This is a genomic window from Streptomyces sp. NPDC089799 (assembly GCF_040684755.1).
Lineage (GTDB): Bacteria > Actinomycetota > Actinomycetes > Streptomycetales > Streptomycetaceae > Streptomyces.
Genome location: NZ_JBFBGR010000007.1, coordinates 245,694 through 263,741 on the forward strand (window position 1 = coordinate 245,694; position 18,048 = coordinate 263,741).

The window sequence follows — 18,048 nt, forward strand, 5'->3', positions numbered from 1 at the left end:
CAGTGTGAACCACCTGCCCGAGCCCATCCATCCGGCCTCCGTGGTCCGGCTCCCGGACGGCACCCACGTCTACGCCGACCAGCTGCCCGCCGCCTACTCCGGCCCGCAGGTCGTCCACCAGCACATCCACCAGGCACCGCCCGACCGAACCATCCAGCGCATCGCGCTCGGCTCCGGCATCGGCGCCGGCACTGTCGCGGCCGGCGTCTACTTCGGCCCCTTGCTCGTCGCGGCCCTGACCGCGATTGCGGCCAACTTCGCGTTCCTGGCGTTCCTGGCGCTGATGCTCGGCTGGGGCGTGCACACGGTCGTGAAATCCATCGGCAGTCCCGAGGGCGCGCAGGCCGCGAAGAACGTGGCTCGGGCGCGCCGTGGCCGCCGCTGACCGGCCCTCCGTCACCCCCTTCGTCCCGGATCAGGGAGTAGTCATGGAACGGCACGCTGTCCTCGGCGCCCTGCGCCTCCTGCTCGTCACGTTCGCCGGTCTCGCCCTCGGCGTGGCCCTGCTCGCCTTCCAGCGGCACGCGGGCCGCCAGGCCGGTTGGATCGCGTTTCTCACGGTCGAGACCCTGCTTGTGCTGACCGTCCTGCTCCGGCGTCGCCGCGGCTGACCGGTTGCCCGATCCACCCGGACCGCATGGTCCCCGGGTGGTGAGGGGAGCTGGGACAGCCCCGGCCCGGAAGGGAACCTGCCATGGCCCGCAACGACGACTACGACGACCTGCGGTTCTCCGACTTCACCACCGGCGAGAAGGCCGCGATCGTCTGGAACATCGCCCGGATGGCCAAGCGCGGCATCGCCAGCGAGACCGTCCACCTCGGCGATCTGAAGCGCAAGGTCGAGCGCATCGAGAAGAAGGCGCTCAAGCGCAAGGAGCAGGCGGCCGAGACCCGCCGCAACGGCAAGTAGCTGCGCCCCCGGGGCGGCCCGATTCCTTGGCCGGGACGGCCGCCCCGAGGCCCCTGCCCGCTCATCACGAGACAGGACTCCCCAGCATGCCCGAGAACGTCGTACCCCTCTTCAAAACCCCGACCGAACCGGCCCCCGCCGAACCGCTCACCCTCGTCCCGCCCGCCCCGGACCCGACGCTGACCGCGAAGTCCATCCGTCTCTTCAAGCGCACCGCGCGTGCCATGGCGGGCGCGGTGACGCACGACCGGACCCGCACCGCGGCCCGCATGTTCGCCCGCCACGGCCTCTACATCCTGGGCGGTGCCCGTATCGCGGGCCGCCGGGCCTGGGACGGCCGTACCGCTTCCCGGTATCAGCGGATGCTCCGCGCGGCCGAGGCGGCCGGACAGTGGGAGGAAGCCAAGGTCTGGGAGGACCGGCTCCACCGGTTCCGTTCCGACCGGCACCGCCGCCGCATGGACCTCATCACAGCGCCCCAGGACCTGGCCCGCAGTGCTGTCACCGGCACCGCGCTGACGCTGGGCGGCTTGCTCGCCCTCGGCTTGGTGCTGGCCATAGCCAATGAGGATCCCTCCGACATCCTCGGCCCGCTCGCCGCCGCCGTGGAGCTGGTCCGGTGGGTGACCGTGATCGCCACGGTGGTGTGGGGGCCGCTGGTCACCGTCGGCCCCTGGGCCGCCCTCGCCGCCCTGTGGGCACTGGGCAAGCAGCGCCAGACCGCACCCGCGTGGGTGCTGCCCGCGCAGGCCCGCGATGATGCCGGAGCCCCGATCACACCCTCGATTGTGGTCACCGCCCTGCGCGACCTCGGCGTCCCCGCCCTGCGCAACGCCATCAAGGACATGGGCGACGCCGGCGCCGCGATGCTCGGGCCGATCCGGATCGCCGGATGCGGCGTCGAGGTCGACGTCACGCTGCCCTCGGGTGTCTCCACCGCCGAGGTCCAGGGCCGTCGGCGGAAGCTGGCTGAGAACCTCGCCCGGCACGAGCACGAGGTGTTCATCACCATCCCGCAAGCAGCCCGCACCGTGCGGCTATGGATCGCCGACTCCGGCGCCCTCGACCAGCCGATCGGCCCCTCCCCGCTCGTTATCGACCAGACACTGAAGGCCGACTACCGCAAGGGCAAGGCTCCGTGGGGACAGGACCTGCGCGGGGACGCGGCCCTCATCAGCCTGTATCAGCGGCACCTGCTCATCACCGGTCTGTCCAACCAGGGCAAGACCGCCGCCCTGCGCGCTCTCGCCCTGTGGCTCGCCCTCGACCCCACGGTCGAGCTCCGTATCGCCGACCTCAAGGGCGCCGGTGACTGGGCCATGTTCGACGGGCTCGCCACCACGCTCATCCAGGGGCCGACCGATGACCACGTCATCGACGCCACGCTGATGGCGGAGGAAATGGTCGCCGAGATGGAGCGCCGTCTCCAGGCCCCGCCCGGGACCGTCTTCGAGCCGCTGATCGGCATCGTCGACGAAGCGCAGGTCGCGTTCATGTGCCCGGCCACCGGCGGCAAGGAAGACCCCCGCCCCTATGGCGGGTCCAAGGCCACCTCCCGGTACTTCATGGCCGCCCGGAAGATCCACAACCAGGGACGGGCCGTGGACGTGCTGCTGTTCGAGGGCACCCAGGACCCCACCGACCAGAACCTCCCCAAGCTCGTCCGCGAAGGCGCCCACACCCGAGGCTCTCTCGCCCTGGGCACGGAATCCCAGGCCCGCATGGCCCTCGGGGACAAGGCCGTTGACGGCGGAGCCGCCCCGCACCTGCTCCGGCAAGGGCTGGACAAGGGCACCGTGGTCGTCGCCTCGGACGGCATCAGCATCCCCGCCGGGCAGGCATCCATCACCGTGCGGACCCACTACATCGACACCGAGCAGGGCACCGCGATCGCCGACCGGGCCAAGGCCCTGCGCGGCGCGGTCGCCACCCGGGCCGCCGAACAGTCAGGTGAGGGCCTCGACCCGCTGGCCGACATCGCCGCTGTCCTCGGCGACAGCCCGCGGATGCGGACGCAGGAGGTCCTTGCCGGTTTGGCGAACCGTAACCCGGGCGCCTACCGGGAGTGGACGTTCGCCGACCTCAAGGACGTGCTCGACGCCGCTGGCGCCTCGCCCCGGAAGTCCGACGGGCGGATGGTCGTCGACCGCGCCAAGGTCCTTCGAGCCCTCGCCCAGCGCGACGCCGACAGCCCCGAAGCGGCCAGCGAGTAGCAGGGAGCCGCCCAGGGAGGCAGGGAGAACTCCCTACCCGCCTCCCTGGGGCACCTCCCTGACGCTGACCTGCACAAACACCCTCCCAGGGAGGCAGGGAGGCACCCCCGAAACAGGCCCCAGAACACCCCCAGGGCCCTCTTCGGCGCCCACTCGCCTGCCTCCCTGCCCGAGCTCAGCCGCCCCTTGTCAGGAAGGAGCACGACCGTGGTCATAGTCCTGATCCTCGCCCTCGGCGCCGCCCTCTACGGACTCCTGCGCCACCAGTACCTCGGCTACGGCTCCGCCGTCGTCGCCGTCCTGCTCGGGTTCCTCATCGGCTGCACCGAAGCCCGCGAACCCGTCCTCTACGCCATCACCGAACTCGTCCGCGCCATCCCCACCCAGTAGCAAGGAGAACCGCCCGTGTTCGAGATCCGCATCATCTGCGACCCCACCGACACCCCCACCATCACCGACCGGCTCGGCCGTGCCTTCACCACCGGCCCGACTCGGCGCCTTCCCTCCCGTACCCCCGGCAAGGAACGCCTGTACGTCACCGCGGACCACCGCACTGAGGACACCAGCGTGTGGCCGGCGCCGGAGGTCGCCTACACCAAGGCGCCCTCGGTCATCAGCGAGATCGGCTGGACGGCAAGGCACGTCCGCGACGGTCTCGGCACCGTCACCGGCGTCCAGAGCCGGGAGTTCTGGCTGCGCAAGGCCGCGCTGCTCGACCGCATCGCCCTCGGCGACGAGCAGGACGGACACGGTCCCGCAGACGCCTCCGACTTGGCCGTCGTGGCCGCCCGCCGCCTGATGGACCTTGACGGCACCAACGTCATCTGCGACCCGCGGTCCTACGTCCGCCAGCAGTACGCCCATTGGGCCAACCAGCACCAGTGAAGGGGCGACTTTAGTCTCGCCGGAGCACGGAGCCGGCCGCCCTCTGCGGATTTCGGCCGCACCCCAGGCCGCGAACCCGTCCACCCCGCCTTCACCGATTTCTGACCCGTTGCCATCTCCGAAAAGAGACCCCATGACCCGCACTGTTCTGCCCTGGTTCGAGACCCTGACCGACAGCGTGCACGCCCTCGGTGCTGCAGCCCGAGAGGCCCAACGCGCCTACCAGGCCGCGAGCATCACCAGCGACCAGTACGACCTTGACCGCCTGCGGTCCCATGACGGGGAGCTCGCCCTTCCCAGCCGACGGAGCACGGTGCCGTTCCGGCCGTACGACCACGCGCTGTTCGTCATCGCGGACCACCAGCGCACGCACGCGGACCGGCTCCGTCGGCTCTACGCCCAGACCACGGAGGGCTATGCCTACGGCGCCACCTGGGCCATCCGGCAGGTCCTCGACGGCCGGCAGCCGCCCGCGGTGGAGCTGGACCGCACCGACCAGGGGTCCTACGTCATCCCGGGCGAGGCGTACCCCAGCTCCCAGGCATTCGAGGCACTGAAGCGCTGGAGCGGCAAGACCGAGTTCGATCGCGCCCTCTCCGAGATGGAGCGCCTCGAAGCAGCCGCCGAGTACGCCAGCGACCTCAACGCGGAATACCACCTCGCCGACCACGAAGCATCCGCGATGCACGACGCATACCGCGTCGCGGAGGGCTTGCCCGAAGCCACGTACACGTACGGCCAACACGCCGAGACAGCCCTGCGCTTCGCCCTGCTCGAACCCCGCAAGCAGCACACCCACAGCTAGCTACGCCAAGGGCGGCCCCCTCTCACGCCAATGAACCGGGGCCGCCCTTGTCTCCCAGCACTCACGAGAACTGGAGAACGCCAGCATGACCCATCACCACCCGTCCGCGCTGCTGACCGCAGCATTAGCGGCAGCCGCCCGGGGCTGGCCCGTGATCCCACTCCGGCCCGGCTCCAAGGTCTCCGCCCTCCACGGCGAAACCGCCTGCCCCCGTACCGGAGACTGCGCCGACGGGCACGCCAAGCCCGAGCAGCGCGCTACCACTGACCCCGACCGGATCCGCGCCGCGTGGGCCACCCGCGCGTACAACGTTGGGCTCGCTACCGGCCCGGCCGGGCTGGTCGTCGTTGACCTCGACCCGCCCAAGCCCTCCGACCCGCCCGGCACCCATCACGGCCGCGAGATCCTCCACAACCTGTGCACGACCCTGGGCGAGACCCTCCCGGACACACACACCGTGGCCACCCCGTCCGGCGGGCTGCACCTCTACTTCACGGCCCCGCCCGACACCAGGATGCGCTGCACGGCGGACGTCCTCGGCCGGCACATCGACACCCGGGCGTGGGGCGGCTACGTCGTAGCCCCGGGCAGCATCACCCCGGCCGGACGCTACGAGATCACAGACGACCGGCCCCCCGCCCCGCTCCCCGCGTGGCTGCACGCCCGACTGACGGCCCCGCCCCGGATCAAGGCCGCCCCCCGCCTCCACATCTCCGGGGCCCCTGCCGGGCGGAGGGCCGCCTACGCCGCGGCCGCCCTGCGGAACGAGCGCCGGAACGTCGAGACAGCCGTTGAGGGTGATCGGAACAAGGTGCTCGTTCGGGCCGCGCGAGCCCTCGGGCGGCTGATCGCGTCCGGCGACCTCGACCGCCCGGAGGTCGAGGAGGCTCTTAGCTGGGGGGCGGAAGCGGCCGGCCTGAAGCCCTACGAGTACCGCTCCGCGATCACCAGCGCACTGAACTGGTCCATCGCCAACAACCCCAGCACCCGGGCGACGGCATGACCAGCCGCGAACCCCCCCGGCTAACAGCCAATCCGACAGCCCCACCGGGACCAGCCCCGCCGAACCGGCCCCCGCCCGAGACGGCAGTGGAGCGCCGAAAGTCGTCGCCCCTTGGGGCGTCCCTTCAAGCCCTGACCCGCGCCCGACCGATGGCCGGTACATCGTCGCCGTCCTGACCATCAGGGCCCCCTACCGCGCCGAGCCCACGGCGACCTCGGTGTGCCAGTGCGGCCAGCACGACGAGACCGCCACCGGCCCCCGGGACATCAAGGCACTCATCCAGCGCCACGACAACCACCGCGCCGTCTGCCCGCTCAGGGCTGCCCAGGAAACGAGGAACGCTGCATGACCCTCACCCACACCGAGCAGACCACCGAGACGACGCCCGGCGCGGTGCTGCTGGGCGACATCGAGCGGTTCCACCGACGGTTCAACGTCTTCCCCACCGAAGGCGCCTACGTCGCCGTGACCTTGTGGGACGCGCACGCGCACCTGCTCGACTGCTTCGACGCCACCCCGCGCCTGGCGTTCCTCTCCCCGGAACCCGGCTCCGGCAAGTCCCGTGCCCTGGAGATCGTGGAAACCCTGGTCCCCACGCCGATGGTGGCAGTCAACGCGTCCGCCGCCGCGCTGTTCCGGGCCGTGTCCATGGGCGAGGGACGGCCCACCGTCCTGTTCGACGAGATCGACACCGTCTTCGGCCCCAAGGCCGGAGACAACGAGGAACTGCGCGGGTTCATCAACGCCGGACACCGACGCTCCGGGGTGATGTACCGGTGTGTGGGGGACGGGGGCAATCAGACCGTGGTGCCGTTCCCCTCGTACTGCGCCGTCGCCGTGGCCGGACTCGGGTCCCTGCCGGACACGATCCTGACCCGCTCGGTCATCGTCCGGATGCGCCGGCGGGCCCGAAACGAGCACGCCGAACCCTTCCGCGCCCGACTCCACACCAGCGAAGGCCACGCCCTGAGGGACCGTCTCGCCGCGTGGGCCGACGCCGTGCGCGACCGGATCAGCGGCGCCTTCCCGGTGATGCCCGACGGGGTGACCGACCGGCCCGCGGACGTGTGGGAGCCGCTCCTCGCCGTCGCCGACGCGGCCGGAGGGGACTGGCCGGAGCGGGCCCGCGCGGCGTGCGTGGAGCTGGTCACTGCCTCGCAGGCCGACGACAAGAGCAGCCTGGGTGTCCGCCTGCTCACGGACCTACGCGACCACGTCTTCGGCGACATCCCGCGCCTGCCCACATCCGCCGTGCTCGAACAGCTCCGGGCGCTGGACGAAGCGCCCTGGGGGGACATCAACGGCCGGCCGCTCGACGCCCGCGGCCTGGGCCAGATGCTCCGCGAGTACACCACCGCCGACAGCCGCCCCGTCGTCGCCCGGAACATCAAGATGGGCGGCTCCGTCCTCAAGGGCTACTACGCCACCGACCTCGCCGACGCGTGGGCGCGGTACTGCCCACCCCCGACCCCCCTCCCCTGAAACAGCGCTACCAGCGCTACCGCCGCTACCTCGCAGGTCAGAGCATCCGCCAGAGGTAGCGGCGGCACCCGAGGTAGCGGAAGAACACCGCTACCCCCGCCGCCCCGGCCACCCGCCGGGGCGGCCCACTCATCCGCTACCGCTACCCCACCCGCTACCGAAAACAGGCTCCTGACCTGCGCGGTAGCGGAGTAGCGGCAGTAGCGGACATTTCAGGGAGGAGGGAACGAGGACGCATGCCTACGCCTGACCGCGAACAGCCCGACGACCCCACCTTGGTCCTGCTGACTGTGGAGGAAGCTGCTCGGCGCCTCCGTATTGGCCGGACCCTCTGCTTTCGGCTCATCGGCTCCGGCGAGCTGGAGTCCGTCCCTGTCGGCCGCCTCCGCAGGGTGCCGCCGGACGCGCTGAACGACTACGTAGCCCGTCTCCGCAGGACCCATGGCACCGCCGCGACTGCGGCCTGAGAGGACATCCGTGGAAGAGAAGAGCAAGCGCACCCGTCAGCCGAACGGTGGGTCGTCCATCTATTTCGGCAAGGACGGAAAGTGGCACGGGCGCGTGACCGTCGGCGTCCGGCCGGACGGCAAGCCCGACCGGCGGCACGTCGAACGGAAGACGCGTTCGGAGGTCACTCAGGCTGTCCGCGAGCTGGAGCGCCAGCGCGACGCCGGCACCGTGCGCAAGGCGGGGCAACAGTGGACCGTCAAGACGTGGCTGGAGCACTGGGTGGAGAACATCGCCAAGAAGTACGTCAGTGAGAACAGCTACGACGGCTACGAGGTCGATGTTCGGGTGCATCTGGTGCCCGGTCTCGGGGCTCACAAGTTGGAGCGCCTGGATCCGGAGCACCTGGAGGAGTTCTACGCCCGGATGCAGAGGAACGGCAGCGCCGCCGGGACCGCTCATCACGTCCACCGCACCATCCGGGTCGCCCTGAGCGAAGCGGTCCGTCGCGGCCACGTCGCCAAGAACGCTGCTGAGATCGCCAAGGCGCCCAGGCTCGAAGAAGAAGAGATCGAGCCGTACACCATCCAAGAGATTCAGAGCCTGCTCCTGGAGGCGTCGAAGCTCCGGAACAGTGCCCGATGGGTCATCGCCCTGGCACTCGGGCTGCGCCAGGGCGAAGCCCTCGGGCTGATGTGGGAGGACGTCTACCTTGGCGCCGGGTACATCCGGATCCGCAAGAACCGCCTACGGCCGAAGTACGCGCACGGCTGTGAGGACCCCTGCGGCCGGAAGCCCGGGTACTGCCCGCAGCGCGAACAGATCCGCCGCGAGTTCAAGAACACCAAGTCGCGCGCCGGCCGCCGGACGATCGGGCTGCCGGGACCGCTGATCAAGTTGCTCCAGAAGCACCAGGAGGAGCAGCGGCGAGAGAGGGACGTTGCCGCGGTGGAGTGGCAGGACAAGGGGTACGTCTTCGCTCAGCCGACCGGCGGGCCGCTCATCCCGAACACGGACTACCACCAGTGGAAGCAACTTTTGCAGGACGCGGGGGTGAGGGACGGGCGCTTGCACGACGCCCGTCACACCGCCGGGACGGTCCTGCTGCTCCTCCGGGTCCCCGATGTGGTGGTCGACGCCATCATGGGATGGGAGCCGGGAGGGTCTGCCCGGATGCGGGCCCGGTACATGCACGTGACCGGTCCGCAGCTGGCGACGGTCGCTCAGCAGGTCGGGGAAGCGCTCTGGGGTACCGGCGCCGGGGCGGCCGGAGAGGGCCCGCCAGACCGCAACTGAGACGGAAACTGAGACGGGGAAACGCCAGAGGGCCGGTCCGCTTGCGCGATCCGGCCCTCTGAGCTGGCGGAGGATACGAGATTCGAACTCGTGAGGGGTTGCCCCCAACACGCTTTCCAAGCGTGCGCCCTAGGCCTCTAGGCGAATCCTCCGCCGCAAACAATACAAGACGTTGAGGGGTGCTAGCGACCGTGATCGGCGGCGGTGGATCCGGGAGGGGGCGGAGTCGATCCGACGGCCATCCATCCGCTACCCTGGGGCCAGCCCCTCACGTGGCGCTATCTCACCCAACTCCCCCAGGGCCGGAAGGCAGCAAGGGTAAGTGGGCTCTGGCGGGTGCGTGGGGGGCGCTTGCGTTCCCGGGCGGGCCGGTGGCCGCCCGTTGTCGGCGGGCCCGGATAACCTCGTAAGCGTGTCGTCCCTTGCGCTGTACCGCCGCTATCGCCCCGAGTCGTTCGCCGAGGTCATCGGGCAGGAGCATGTCACTGCCCCGCTGATGCAGGCCCTGCGGAACAACCGGGTCAATCACGCGTACCTGTTCAGCGGTCCGCGCGGCTGCGGCAAGACGACCAGTGCGCGGATCCTGGCCCGCTGTCTGAACTGTGAGCAAGGTCCCACGCCGACGCCCTGCGGGGAGTGCCAGTCCTGCCGTGACCTCGCGCGCAACGGCCCGGGATCGATCGACGTCATCGAGATCGACGCCGCCTCGCACGGTGGCGTGGACGACGCCCGTGACCTGCGGGAGAAGGCGTTCTTCGGGCCGGCGAGCAGCCGCTACAAGATCTACATCATCGACGAGGCCCACATGGTCACCTCGGCGGGCTTCAACGCCCTGCTGAAGGTGGTCGAGGAGCCGCCGGAGCACCTCAAGTTCATCTTCGCGACCACGGAGCCGGAGAAGGTCATCGGGACCATCCGGTCCCGGACGCACCACTACCCCTTCCGCCTGGTCCCGCCCGGCACGCTCCGCGAGTACCTGGGCGAGGTGTGCGGCCGGGAGGGCATCCCGGTCGAGGACGGCGTGCTGCCGCTGGTGGTGCGGGCCGGTGCCGGGTCGGTGCGTGACTCGATGTCCGTGATGGACCAGCTGCTGGCCGGTGCGGCCGAGGCGGGTGTGACGTACGCCATGGCGACGTCCCTCCTCGGCTACACGGACGGCTCGCTGCTCGATTCGGTGGTCGACGCGTTCGCGGCCGGGGACGGCGCGGCCGCCTTCGAGGTGGTCGACCGGGTGGTCGAGGGCGGCAACGACCCGCGCCGGTTCGTCGCGGACCTGCTGGAGCGGCTGCGTGACCTGGTGATCCTGGCGGCGGTCCCCGACGCGGGGGAGAAGGGGCTGATCGACGCCCCCGCCGACGTGGTGGAGCGGATGCAGGCGCAGGCCCAGGTCTTTGGCGCCGCCGAGCTCTCCCGTGCGGCCGACCTGGTCAACACGGGTCTGACCGAGATGCGCGGGGCGACCTCGCCCCGGCTGCAGCTGGAGCTGATCTGCGCGCGGGTGCTGCTGCCCGCCGCCTTCGACGACGAGCGTTCCTTCCAGGCCCGGCTGGACCGGCTGGAGCGGGGCGCCGGTGCCGTGCTGTCCGCGGCGCCCGCCGGGGTTCCGGCGATGGGGTACGTGCCCGGGCCCGAGGCCCACGGGATGGCGCCGGCCGGCGCGCCGGTGCAGCCCGGCGGCGGTGTCGCGGCGGCCCGTGCCGCGGTGCGCGGCGGCGGCCAGGCGGCCCCGGCCGGGCCGGCTCCCGCCGAGCCCGCCCCGGCGGCCGTTCCCGTGACTCCGCCCGCCACTCCTCCCGCCGCTCCGCCCACGGCTCCTCCTGCGACGCCTCCCGCGGCCGTTCCGGTGGCCGCACCCGCGCCCGTCGCGGCGCCGGCCGCCCCGGCGCCCGGCGCCTGGCCGGGCGCGGCCCAGCCGGGGTCCGGTGCCCCGGCCGCAGCCGCACCCGCCCCGTCCGCACCCGCCCCCGCCGCGGGCGGTCCCGGTGCCTGGCCCGGTGCGGCCCAGCCCGGTGCCGGGGCCGCCGGCAGCCAGGCCGGTGCCTGGCCCGGCGCCGCCCGGCCGGGCGGCGGGATCCCCGCGGCCACCCCCGCGCCTCCGTCCGCCCCGCCCGCCCAGGCCGCTCCGGCCGCCGCCGCGCAGCCGGCCGCGCCCTCCCCCGGCATGGCCGCCGGGGCCGGCCAGGTGCAGGCCATGTGGCCGGGCATCCTGGAGGCGGTCAAGAACCGGCGGCGCTTCACCTGGATCCTGCTCAGCCAGAACGCGCAGGTCACCGGCTTCGACGGGAGCACCCTCCAGCTGGGCTTCCCCAACCCCGGAGCGCGGGACAACTTCTCCAGCAGCGGCAGCGAGGACGTCCTCAAGGCGGTCCTGGCCGAGCAGTTCCAGGTGCACTGGAAGATCGACGCCGTGGTCGGCGGCGGTGGCCCGGCCGCCCCGGCCGCCGCCTCCTACGCCGCCCCGGCCGCGCCCGCCTACCCCCCGCCCCCGGCCGCCCCCGCGCCGCAGGGCCACGGCTCCGTAGGTCAGGCCGCGCCCCCGCAGGCCGCGGTGGCGCCGCCCTCGCCCGTCCACGACGCGCCGCCGCCGGTCGCGCCCGAGGACGACGTCCCGGAGGACGACGACCCGGACCTCGTGGAGAGCGCGCTCAGCGGACACGACCTGATCGTGCGCGAGCTCGGCGCCACGGTGGTGGAGGAATACACGAACGAATAGGGCCACGGAATTGGGTGGCCGCACGAAGGTCCGTCGGGGGTGCGGGCTAGGCTGCACCCCGTGAAGGTCCTCGTCATCGGCGGCGGCGCCCGCGAACACGCCCTGTGCCGCTCTCTGTCCCTCGACCCCGACGTCACCGCGCTGTACTGCGCCCCCGGTAATGCGGGAATCGCGGATGTGGCCGAGCTGCGTGACGTCGACCCCCTCGACGGCGCCGCGGTCGCCGGGCTCGCGGCCGATCTCGGCGCCGGCCTGGTCGTCGTCGGCCCGGAGGCCCCGCTGGTCGCCGGCGTGGCCGACGCCGTCCGCGCGGCCGGCATCCCGGTCTTCGGCCCGTCCGGCGAGGCCGCGCAGCTGGAAGGCTCCAAGGCGTTCGCCAAGGACGTGATGGCCGCGGCCGGCGTGCCCACCGCCCGCTCCTACGTCTGCACCACGCCACAGGAGATCGACGACGCCCTCGACGCGTTCGGCGCCCCGTACGTGGTCAAGGACGACGGCCTCGCCGCCGGCAAGGGCGTCGTCGTCACCGAGGACCGCGACGCCGCCCGCGAGCACGCCCTCGCCTGCGACCGCGTGGTCATCGAGGAGTACCTGGACGGCCCCGAGGTCTCCCTCTTCGCCATCACCGACGGCGTCACCGTGCTGCCCCTGCAGCCCGCCCAGGACTTCAAGCGGGCCCTCGACGGGGACCAGGGTCCCAACACCGGCGGCATGGGCGCCTACTCGCCGCTGCCCTGGGCCGACCCCAAGCTGGTCGAGGAGGTCCTGGAGACCGTCCTCCAGCCGACCGTCGACGAACTGCACCGCCGCGGCACCCCGTTCTCCGGCCTGCTCTACGCCGGCCTCGCGATCACCTCGCGCGGCATCCGGGTGATCGAGTTCAACGCCCGCTTCGGCGACCCCGAGACCCAGGTGGTGCTGGCCCGGCTGCGGACCCCGCTCGCGAGCGTCCTGCTGAACGCCGCCAACGGCACGCTGGACGCCGAGCCCCCGCTGAACTGGCGCGAGGACGCCGCGGTCACCGTCGTGCTGGCCTCGCACAACTACCCGGGCACCCCGCGCACCGGCGACCCCATCGAGGGGCTGGACGAGGTCGCCGCGCAGGACGGGCCGGAGGCGTACGTGCTGCACGCCGGCACCCGCCGGGAGGGCGACGCCGTCCTCAGTGCGGGCGGACGGGTCCTCTCCGTCACCGCGACCGGTTCCGATCTGGCGCAGGCGCGCGAGCGGGCGTATAAGGCCGTGGCGCGGATCCGGCTGGACGGTGCGCAGCACCGCACGGACATCGCGGCCAAGGCGGCCGAAGGCGCTGACGGCCGCTGACCGGCCATTGAGCTGCCGGGAAGCCGGCGAGGAGCGCGGGCGGCGGGCCCGGGCGCGGTGGACGCGCCCGGGCCCGCCGCGTGCGACTGCATCCAGCCGCCTTCGAACGCACCCAGCTTTACCCAAAGCCATTCCATCGGGTGATCGATGTGCGCTTTGCCTGACGGCCCCCTCCGCCCCAACTAGGGTGCGGCGCAAGCGTTCCGGCGGTGGCCCGGTGCGAGTTCCGGCACATGGACCACCGGCATTGCGATGTCAGTGGCGAGTGTCACAGTGGGGGAGTGAGCAAAGCCGCCGCAGGGCAGAGGGGGTGAGGTCCGGCCGTGTCCGGAACCGGTTCGACCATGGAGTCGATCGTGGAGGTCGGCGCGCTGTCCGCGCGTCACCGGGCCCTTGCCGTGCTGCGGGTGCGCAGCAGGGCACTGGCCGTCGTACTGCTCCCCGCCGCCCTCGGGGTGGTGCTGGTGGCAGCCCTGACGACGGGAAGGCTGACCGGGGACCCCTGGCCCGCCGTGACCCTCGTCGTGTGCGCGGTCGCCGCGCTGGTGCTGCTGGCCGCGGGGATCTTCGCCGCGGTGGTGCACCGGGCGAGCCCGGCCGTCACGCCGACGGTGCCCGTCCCGGAGGCGGCCGCCCCCGATCTGTACCGGCTGGTGCGGGACCTGGCCGACCGGCTGGACGTGCCGGCGCCGTCGGCGATAGCGCTGACGCCGGACTGCGACAGCTGGCTGGAGGACCGCACCCACGCCGCCCACCGGCGCCAGGGCATATCCCCGGACGTGCCGCAGGCCGCCCCGGTGCTGGTCATCGGCTCCCCGTTCCTGTGGTGGATGCGCGTCGGCGAGCTGCGGGCCGTACTGGCCCCGGTGGTCGCCGGTACGGGCCCCTCGGCGCTGCCCGACATAGCGGAGGCGCGGCGGTTCGTGCGCGGCCTGGACGCGGCGGTGGACGTGGGCAACAGGCCCGGCCTGGGCTGGATCGCCCGCTCGGCCCGGCTGCTGCTGCGGCTGTGCCGCGAGGACGCGACCGAGATGGAGCGCGGGGTGGCCTCGGCCGCCTCGGAGCGGGCCCAGCGGGTGGACTACGGGCTGCGGATCGTCGCCCAGGAGCAGGTCGGGCTGGCCTACGCGGGCTGGGACCGGCTGCTGACCCGGGTCGCGCTGCCGGCCTGGCGGATGGGCCGCTGGCCGGCCCACCTGGACGCGGGCGTGGTCTCGGCACTGACCGAGCTGTCCCGCCGCGACCGGCTCGCCGAGGGGTTCACCTCCCGACTGGGCGAGCGGCCGGCCTGTGACCTGCTGGAACAGCCCGGTCTGGTCGACGAGGCGGCTTCGCTGCTGGCGGCCCGGCTGTTCCACGGCGGTCCGGCCGAAGCGGGGCCGGACTGGTCCCCGGTGGACTGGACGGCCTACCCGGAGGAGGTCGTGGACCGGAAGTGGCGCATGGAGGCCGCCCGGCTGCACGCCGCCCTGGACGCCGTCGCGGCACCCCCGGGCGTCGCCGCAGCCCCCGTGGCGCCGGCGGCACCCTCCGTCCCCGGCGGCGGGGACCTGTACGCCGGTCCCACCCTGGAGCGCGTACTGGCCCACCTGGCCGACGAGTGCGGCACGGCGGGGGAGACCCTGGCCGGGCGGCTCAGCGGCGACGTGGCCCGCCAGGAGCGGGCGGCCGGGGCGCAGGCGGCCAAGGCGCGCGGTTCGGACGCGGTGCCGCTGTTCCCGCTGCAGCCCCCGCGGACGGGCCGGGACCTGCTCGCCGACCATGTCACGGCCATGGTGTGCTGCGCCGCGGTGGACTCCGCCGGCGCCGCCCCGGGCCTGGACTGGCTCGACGGCCCGGTCCTGCTGGTCGGCGGCGAACGCCGCACCGACCTGGCCCCGCGGGTGCTGTCCCTGGTCGAGGACGGCGACGCGGCCCCCCTGCGCGACTGGCTCGCGGAGGTCGGCGTCCGCCCGGAGAAGCCGGTCCGCCTGGTCTGAGCCCCGCTCCGGCCGGGCGGCGCCGGCGTCCGCGGTGGCGTCCGCGGTGACGTCCGCGGTGAGCTCCTCGATGGCGGCTGCGGTGACGGCGGTGAGCGGAAGTGACGGCAGCAAGCGGATCTTGCCAGTCCGTTACCGTCAATTCGCGACGAACGGTGACGGAGTGCGTGCGTTATGTGATGTGCTGGGACCGGTCGCGGGCGACACCGCGACGACGTACGTCCACACGTTCGGGGGAGCGAGGGAGGGGAGCGGAATGGGTGCGGACCAGATCCGGCGCTGGGAGTCGGGTGCGCTCGCGCACGCGGTGACCGATCCCTTCGGGCAGGGACCGCTTCCGTGGTTCCGGGGCAGCGAGCTGTACTTCGACGACACCGGCCAGGTCGTGCCCTGGTACGTCGACCTGCCCGCGCCCCGTGCCGCCGGGGACGACCGCATCCGGCCCGCCGGCGGCCCCCGCACCGCGGACGACGTACACCGCCAGATCAAGGGCTTCGCCTCCACCGGAGCCGTCAGCCCGGGCGAGGCCATCGACTTCCACATCACCGTGGACCCGCCCCAGGAGTTCTCGGTCGACATCTACCGGATCGGGCACTACGGCGGCGACGGCGCCTCCAAGGTCCACTCCAGCCCCCGCCTGTCCGGCATCGTGCAGCCCGCCCCGCTCACCGCCGACCGCACCGTCTCCTGCCACCACTGGTGGCTCTCCTGGCGGCTCCAGGTGCCCGGCTACTGGAACGTCGGGGCGTACGTGGCCGTGCTCACCACCGCCGACGGCTACCGCTCGCACATCCCCTTCACCGTCCGGGACGACCACCCCGCCGACCTCCTCCTGCTGCTCCCGGACGTCACCTGGCAGGCGTACAACCTCTATCCCGAGGACGGCCGCACGGGCGCCAGCCTCTACCACGCCTGGGACGAGGAGGGCCGGCTGCTCGGCGAGCAGGACGCGGCCGTCACCGTCTCCTTCGACCGCCCCTACGCCGGGGCGGGCCTGCCCCTGCACGTCGGCCACGCCTACGACTTCATCCGCTGGGCCGAGCGGTACGGCTACGACCTCGCCTACGCCGACACCCGCGACCTGCACGCCGGACGGGTCGACCCCACCCGCTACCGCGGCCTGGTCTTCCCCGGCCACGACGAGTACTGGTCGGTGCCCATGCGCCGCACCGCCGAACGGGCCCGAGACCACGGCACCTCGCTGGTCTTCCTCTCCGCCAACACCATGTACTGGCAGGTGGAGCTCAGCCCCTCCCCCTCGGGAGTCCCCGACCGGCTGCTGACCTGCCGAAAACGCCGCGGGCCCGGCCGTCCGGCCCTGTGGCGCGAGGTGGACCGCCCCGAACAGCAGCTGCTGGGCATCCAGTACGCCGGCCGGGTCCCCGAGCCCGCCCCCCTGATCGTGCGCAACGCCTCACACTGGCTGTGGGAGGCCACCGGAGCGGTCGAGAACGACGAGCTCGACGGCCTGGTCGCGGGCGAGGCCGACCGCTACTTCCCGCGCACCCAGCTGCCCGTGCACCAGGAGCGGATCCTCCTCGCGCACTCCCCGTACCAGGACGGCGCGGGCCACCGCCGGCACCAGGAGACCTCCCTCTACCGGGCCCCCAGCGGCGCCCTGGTCTTCGCCTCCGGCACGTTCGCCTGGTCCCCGGCGCTGGACCGCCCCGGGCACGTCGACGAGCGGGTCCAGCGGGCCACCGCCAACCTCCTGGACCGGATCTGCAAACGCGACTGACCGGAATCCGCGCGCCGGACCGGCCGGACCCGAGACCCCCTGACGAGCACAGCCGACCGCGTGCGGGAGAATCGGTGTGCTCATACAGAACCACAGGGAGACCTCGTGTCCGGATTCGTAGTAAAGCCCGAGCCGGTTCAGGTTCCGGGCCTCATCCACCTCCACACCGGCAAGGTCCGCGACCTCTACCGTGACGAGGACGGCAACCTCGTCATGGTCGCCAGCGACCGCATGTCCGCCTACGACTGGGTCCTGCCGAGCGAGATCCCCGACAAGGGCCGGGTCCTGACCCAGCTCTCCCTGTGGTGGTTCGAGCAGCTCGCCGACCTCGTCCCCCACCACGTGGTCGGCACCGCCGTCCCGGCCGGCGCCCCCGCCGACTGGGAGGGCCGCACGCTCGTCTGCAGGAACCTCGACATGGTCCCCGTGGAGTGCGTGGCCCGCGGCTACCTCACCGGTTCCGGTCTGGCCGAGTACGAGCAGACCCGTACGGTCTGCGGGCTCGCCCTCCCCGAGGGCCTGGTCGACGGCTCCGAGCTGCCCGCGCCGATCTTCACCCCGGCCGCCAAGGCCGAGGTCGGCGAGCACGACGAGAACGTCTCCTACGAGGAGGTCGCCCGCCAGGTCGGCGCCGAGACCGCGGCCCTGCTGCGTCAGACCACCCTCGCCGTCTACGGCCGCGGCCGGGAGATCGCCCGCGAGCGCGGGATCATCCTCGCGGACACCAAGTTCGAGTTCGGCTTCGCCGACGGGGAGCTGGTGCTCGCCGACGAGGTGCTCACCCCGGACTCCTCCCGCTTCTGGCCGGCCGACTCCTGGGAGCCGGGCCGCGCCCAGCCGTCGTACGACAAGCAGTTCGTCCGCGACTGGCTGACCTCGGCGGCCTCCGGCTGGGACCGCAAGAGCGAGACCCCGCCGCCGCCGCTGCCCCAGGAGGTCGTCGACGCGACCCGCGCCAAGTACGTCGAGGCCTACGAGCGCCTCACCGGCCAGACCTGGGCGTAGCCACACCCGTGGCCGACCGCCGACCGCCGACCGCCGACCGCCGACCGCCGACCGCCGACCGCCGTCCGCCGTCCGCCGTCCGCCGGTCGGCCACGGCGGCCGGCCACGGCGCGGGAAGCCGTGCAACACGGGAAACGCAGAAGGCCCCGGTCGTGATGACCGGGGCCTTCCATCTGAGCGGACGACGAGATTCGAACTCGCGACCCTCACCTTGGCAAGGTGATGCTCTACCAACTGAGCCACGTCCGC

The 18,048-nt window shown here is 72.7% G+C and carries 16 protein-coding genes, 2 tRNA genes and 1 other RNA gene; 17 read left to right on the forward strand and 2 right to left on the reverse strand.

The features are described 5' to 3' along the window. Nucleotides 1–4: 4 nt before the first annotated feature. The 11 genes from AB0O36_RS10090 (at nt 5) to AB0O36_RS10140 (ending at nt 9,041) form a co-directional block, all read left to right on the forward strand. Nucleotides 5–385, forward strand: coding sequence for a DUF6251 family protein (locus tag AB0O36_RS10090; RefSeq protein ID WP_365106757.1), 381 nt, complete (start codon nt 5–7; stop codon nt 383–385). Nucleotides 386–428: 43 nt separating this feature from the next. Further along, nucleotides 429–611 carry a hypothetical protein gene (locus AB0O36_RS10095; RefSeq protein WP_365106760.1) on the forward strand — a complete coding sequence of 61 codons (183 nt, stop codon included), beginning with the start codon at nt 429–431 and terminating at the stop codon, nt 609–611. A gap of 83 nt (nt 612–694) precedes the next feature. Continuing rightward, complete coding sequence (locus tag AB0O36_RS10100; protein WP_365106763.1) at nt 695–910, forward strand: DUF6257 family protein; 216 nt, start codon at nt 695–697, stop codon at nt 908–910. An 86-nt stretch (nt 911–996) separates the two neighbouring features. Next, entirely contained in the window at nt 997–3,123 is a 2,127-nt protein-coding gene (locus AB0O36_RS10105; protein WP_365106766.1) for an ATP-binding protein, read from the forward strand. A gap of 207 nt (nt 3,124–3,330) precedes the next feature. Then, nucleotides 3,331–3,513 carry a hypothetical protein gene (locus AB0O36_RS10110; RefSeq protein WP_365106769.1) on the forward strand — a complete coding sequence of 61 codons (183 nt, stop codon included), beginning with the start codon at nt 3,331–3,333 and terminating at the stop codon, nt 3,511–3,513. Between the two features lie 15 nt (nt 3,514–3,528). Then, nucleotides 3,529–4,008: a hypothetical protein gene (locus AB0O36_RS10115; protein WP_365106772.1), complete on the forward strand. Its 480-nt coding sequence runs from the start codon at nt 3,529–3,531 to the stop codon at nt 4,006–4,008. Nucleotides 4,009–4,141: 133 nt separating this feature from the next. After that, nucleotides 4,142–4,813, forward strand: a complete 672-nt coding sequence (locus AB0O36_RS10120; RefSeq protein WP_365106775.1) for a hypothetical protein — start codon at nt 4,142–4,144, stop codon at nt 4,811–4,813. An 85-nt stretch (nt 4,814–4,898) separates the two neighbouring features. Continuing rightward, nucleotides 4,899–5,816 (forward strand): bifunctional DNA primase/polymerase, encoded by a 918-nt coding sequence (locus AB0O36_RS10125; protein ID WP_365106778.1) that lies wholly within the window; start codon nt 4,899–4,901, stop codon nt 5,814–5,816. Between the two features lie 345 nt (nt 5,817–6,161). Further along, on the forward strand, nt 6,162–7,298 hold the full coding sequence (locus AB0O36_RS10130; protein WP_365106781.1) for a DUF3631 domain-containing protein: 1,137 nt from the start codon (nt 6,162–6,164) through the stop codon (nt 7,296–7,298). A 236-nt stretch (nt 7,299–7,534) separates the two neighbouring features. Beyond that, a complete protein-coding gene (locus tag AB0O36_RS10135) occupies nt 7,535–7,765 on the forward strand; it encodes an excisionase family DNA-binding protein (protein ID WP_365106784.1) in 231 nt (76 codons plus the stop codon). 10 nt (nt 7,766–7,775) lie between these two features. Beyond that, nucleotides 7,776–9,041, forward strand: a complete 1,266-nt coding sequence (locus tag AB0O36_RS10140; protein WP_365106787.1) for a site-specific integrase — start codon at nt 7,776–7,778, stop codon at nt 9,039–9,041. 64 nt (nt 9,042–9,105) lie between these two features. On the opposite strand, the gene AB0O36_RS10145 is transcribed toward AB0O36_RS10140, so the two are convergent. After that, nucleotides 9,106–9,193 (reverse strand) — tRNA-Ser (locus tag AB0O36_RS10145). 107 nt (nt 9,194–9,300) lie between these two features. Between AB0O36_RS10145 and ffs the strand changes: the two genes are divergently transcribed. The 6 genes from ffs (at nt 9,301) to AB0O36_RS10175 (ending at nt 17,799) form a co-directional block, all read left to right on the forward strand. Next, nucleotides 9,301–9,399: signal recognition particle sRNA small type (gene ffs / locus AB0O36_RS10150), an RNA gene on the forward strand. 54 nt (nt 9,400–9,453) lie between these two features. Next, nucleotides 9,454–11,754 carry a DNA polymerase III subunit gamma and tau gene (locus AB0O36_RS10155; RefSeq protein ID WP_365106790.1) on the forward strand — a complete coding sequence of 767 codons (2,301 nt, stop codon included), beginning with the start codon at nt 9,454–9,456 and terminating at the stop codon, nt 11,752–11,754. Nucleotides 11,755–11,814: 60 nt separating this feature from the next. Continuing rightward, nucleotides 11,815–13,077: a phosphoribosylamine--glycine ligase gene (gene purD / locus AB0O36_RS10160; RefSeq protein ID WP_365106793.1), complete on the forward strand. Its 1,263-nt coding sequence runs from the start codon at nt 11,815–11,817 to the stop codon at nt 13,075–13,077. Nucleotides 13,078–13,421: 344 nt separating this feature from the next. Next, nucleotides 13,422–15,056 carry a hypothetical protein gene (locus AB0O36_RS10165; protein WP_365106927.1) on the forward strand — a complete coding sequence of 545 codons (1,635 nt, stop codon included), beginning with the start codon at nt 13,422–13,424 and terminating at the stop codon, nt 15,054–15,056. Nucleotides 15,057–15,312: 256 nt separating this feature from the next. Further along, the gene (locus AB0O36_RS10170) at nt 15,313–16,794 is read left to right on the forward strand and encodes a N,N-dimethylformamidase beta subunit family domain-containing protein (RefSeq protein WP_365106796.1); all 1,482 of its coding nucleotides are present in this window, start codon (nt 15,313–15,315) and stop codon (nt 16,792–16,794) included. Nucleotides 16,795–16,899: 105 nt separating this feature from the next. Beyond that, nucleotides 16,900–17,799, forward strand: a complete 900-nt coding sequence (locus tag AB0O36_RS10175) for a phosphoribosylaminoimidazolesuccinocarboxamide synthase (RefSeq protein ID WP_365106799.1) — start codon at nt 16,900–16,902, stop codon at nt 17,797–17,799. A gap of 176 nt (nt 17,800–17,975) precedes the next feature. On the opposite strand, the gene AB0O36_RS10180 is transcribed toward AB0O36_RS10175, so the two are convergent. Continuing rightward, nucleotides 17,976–18,048, reverse strand: a tRNA-Gly gene (locus AB0O36_RS10180).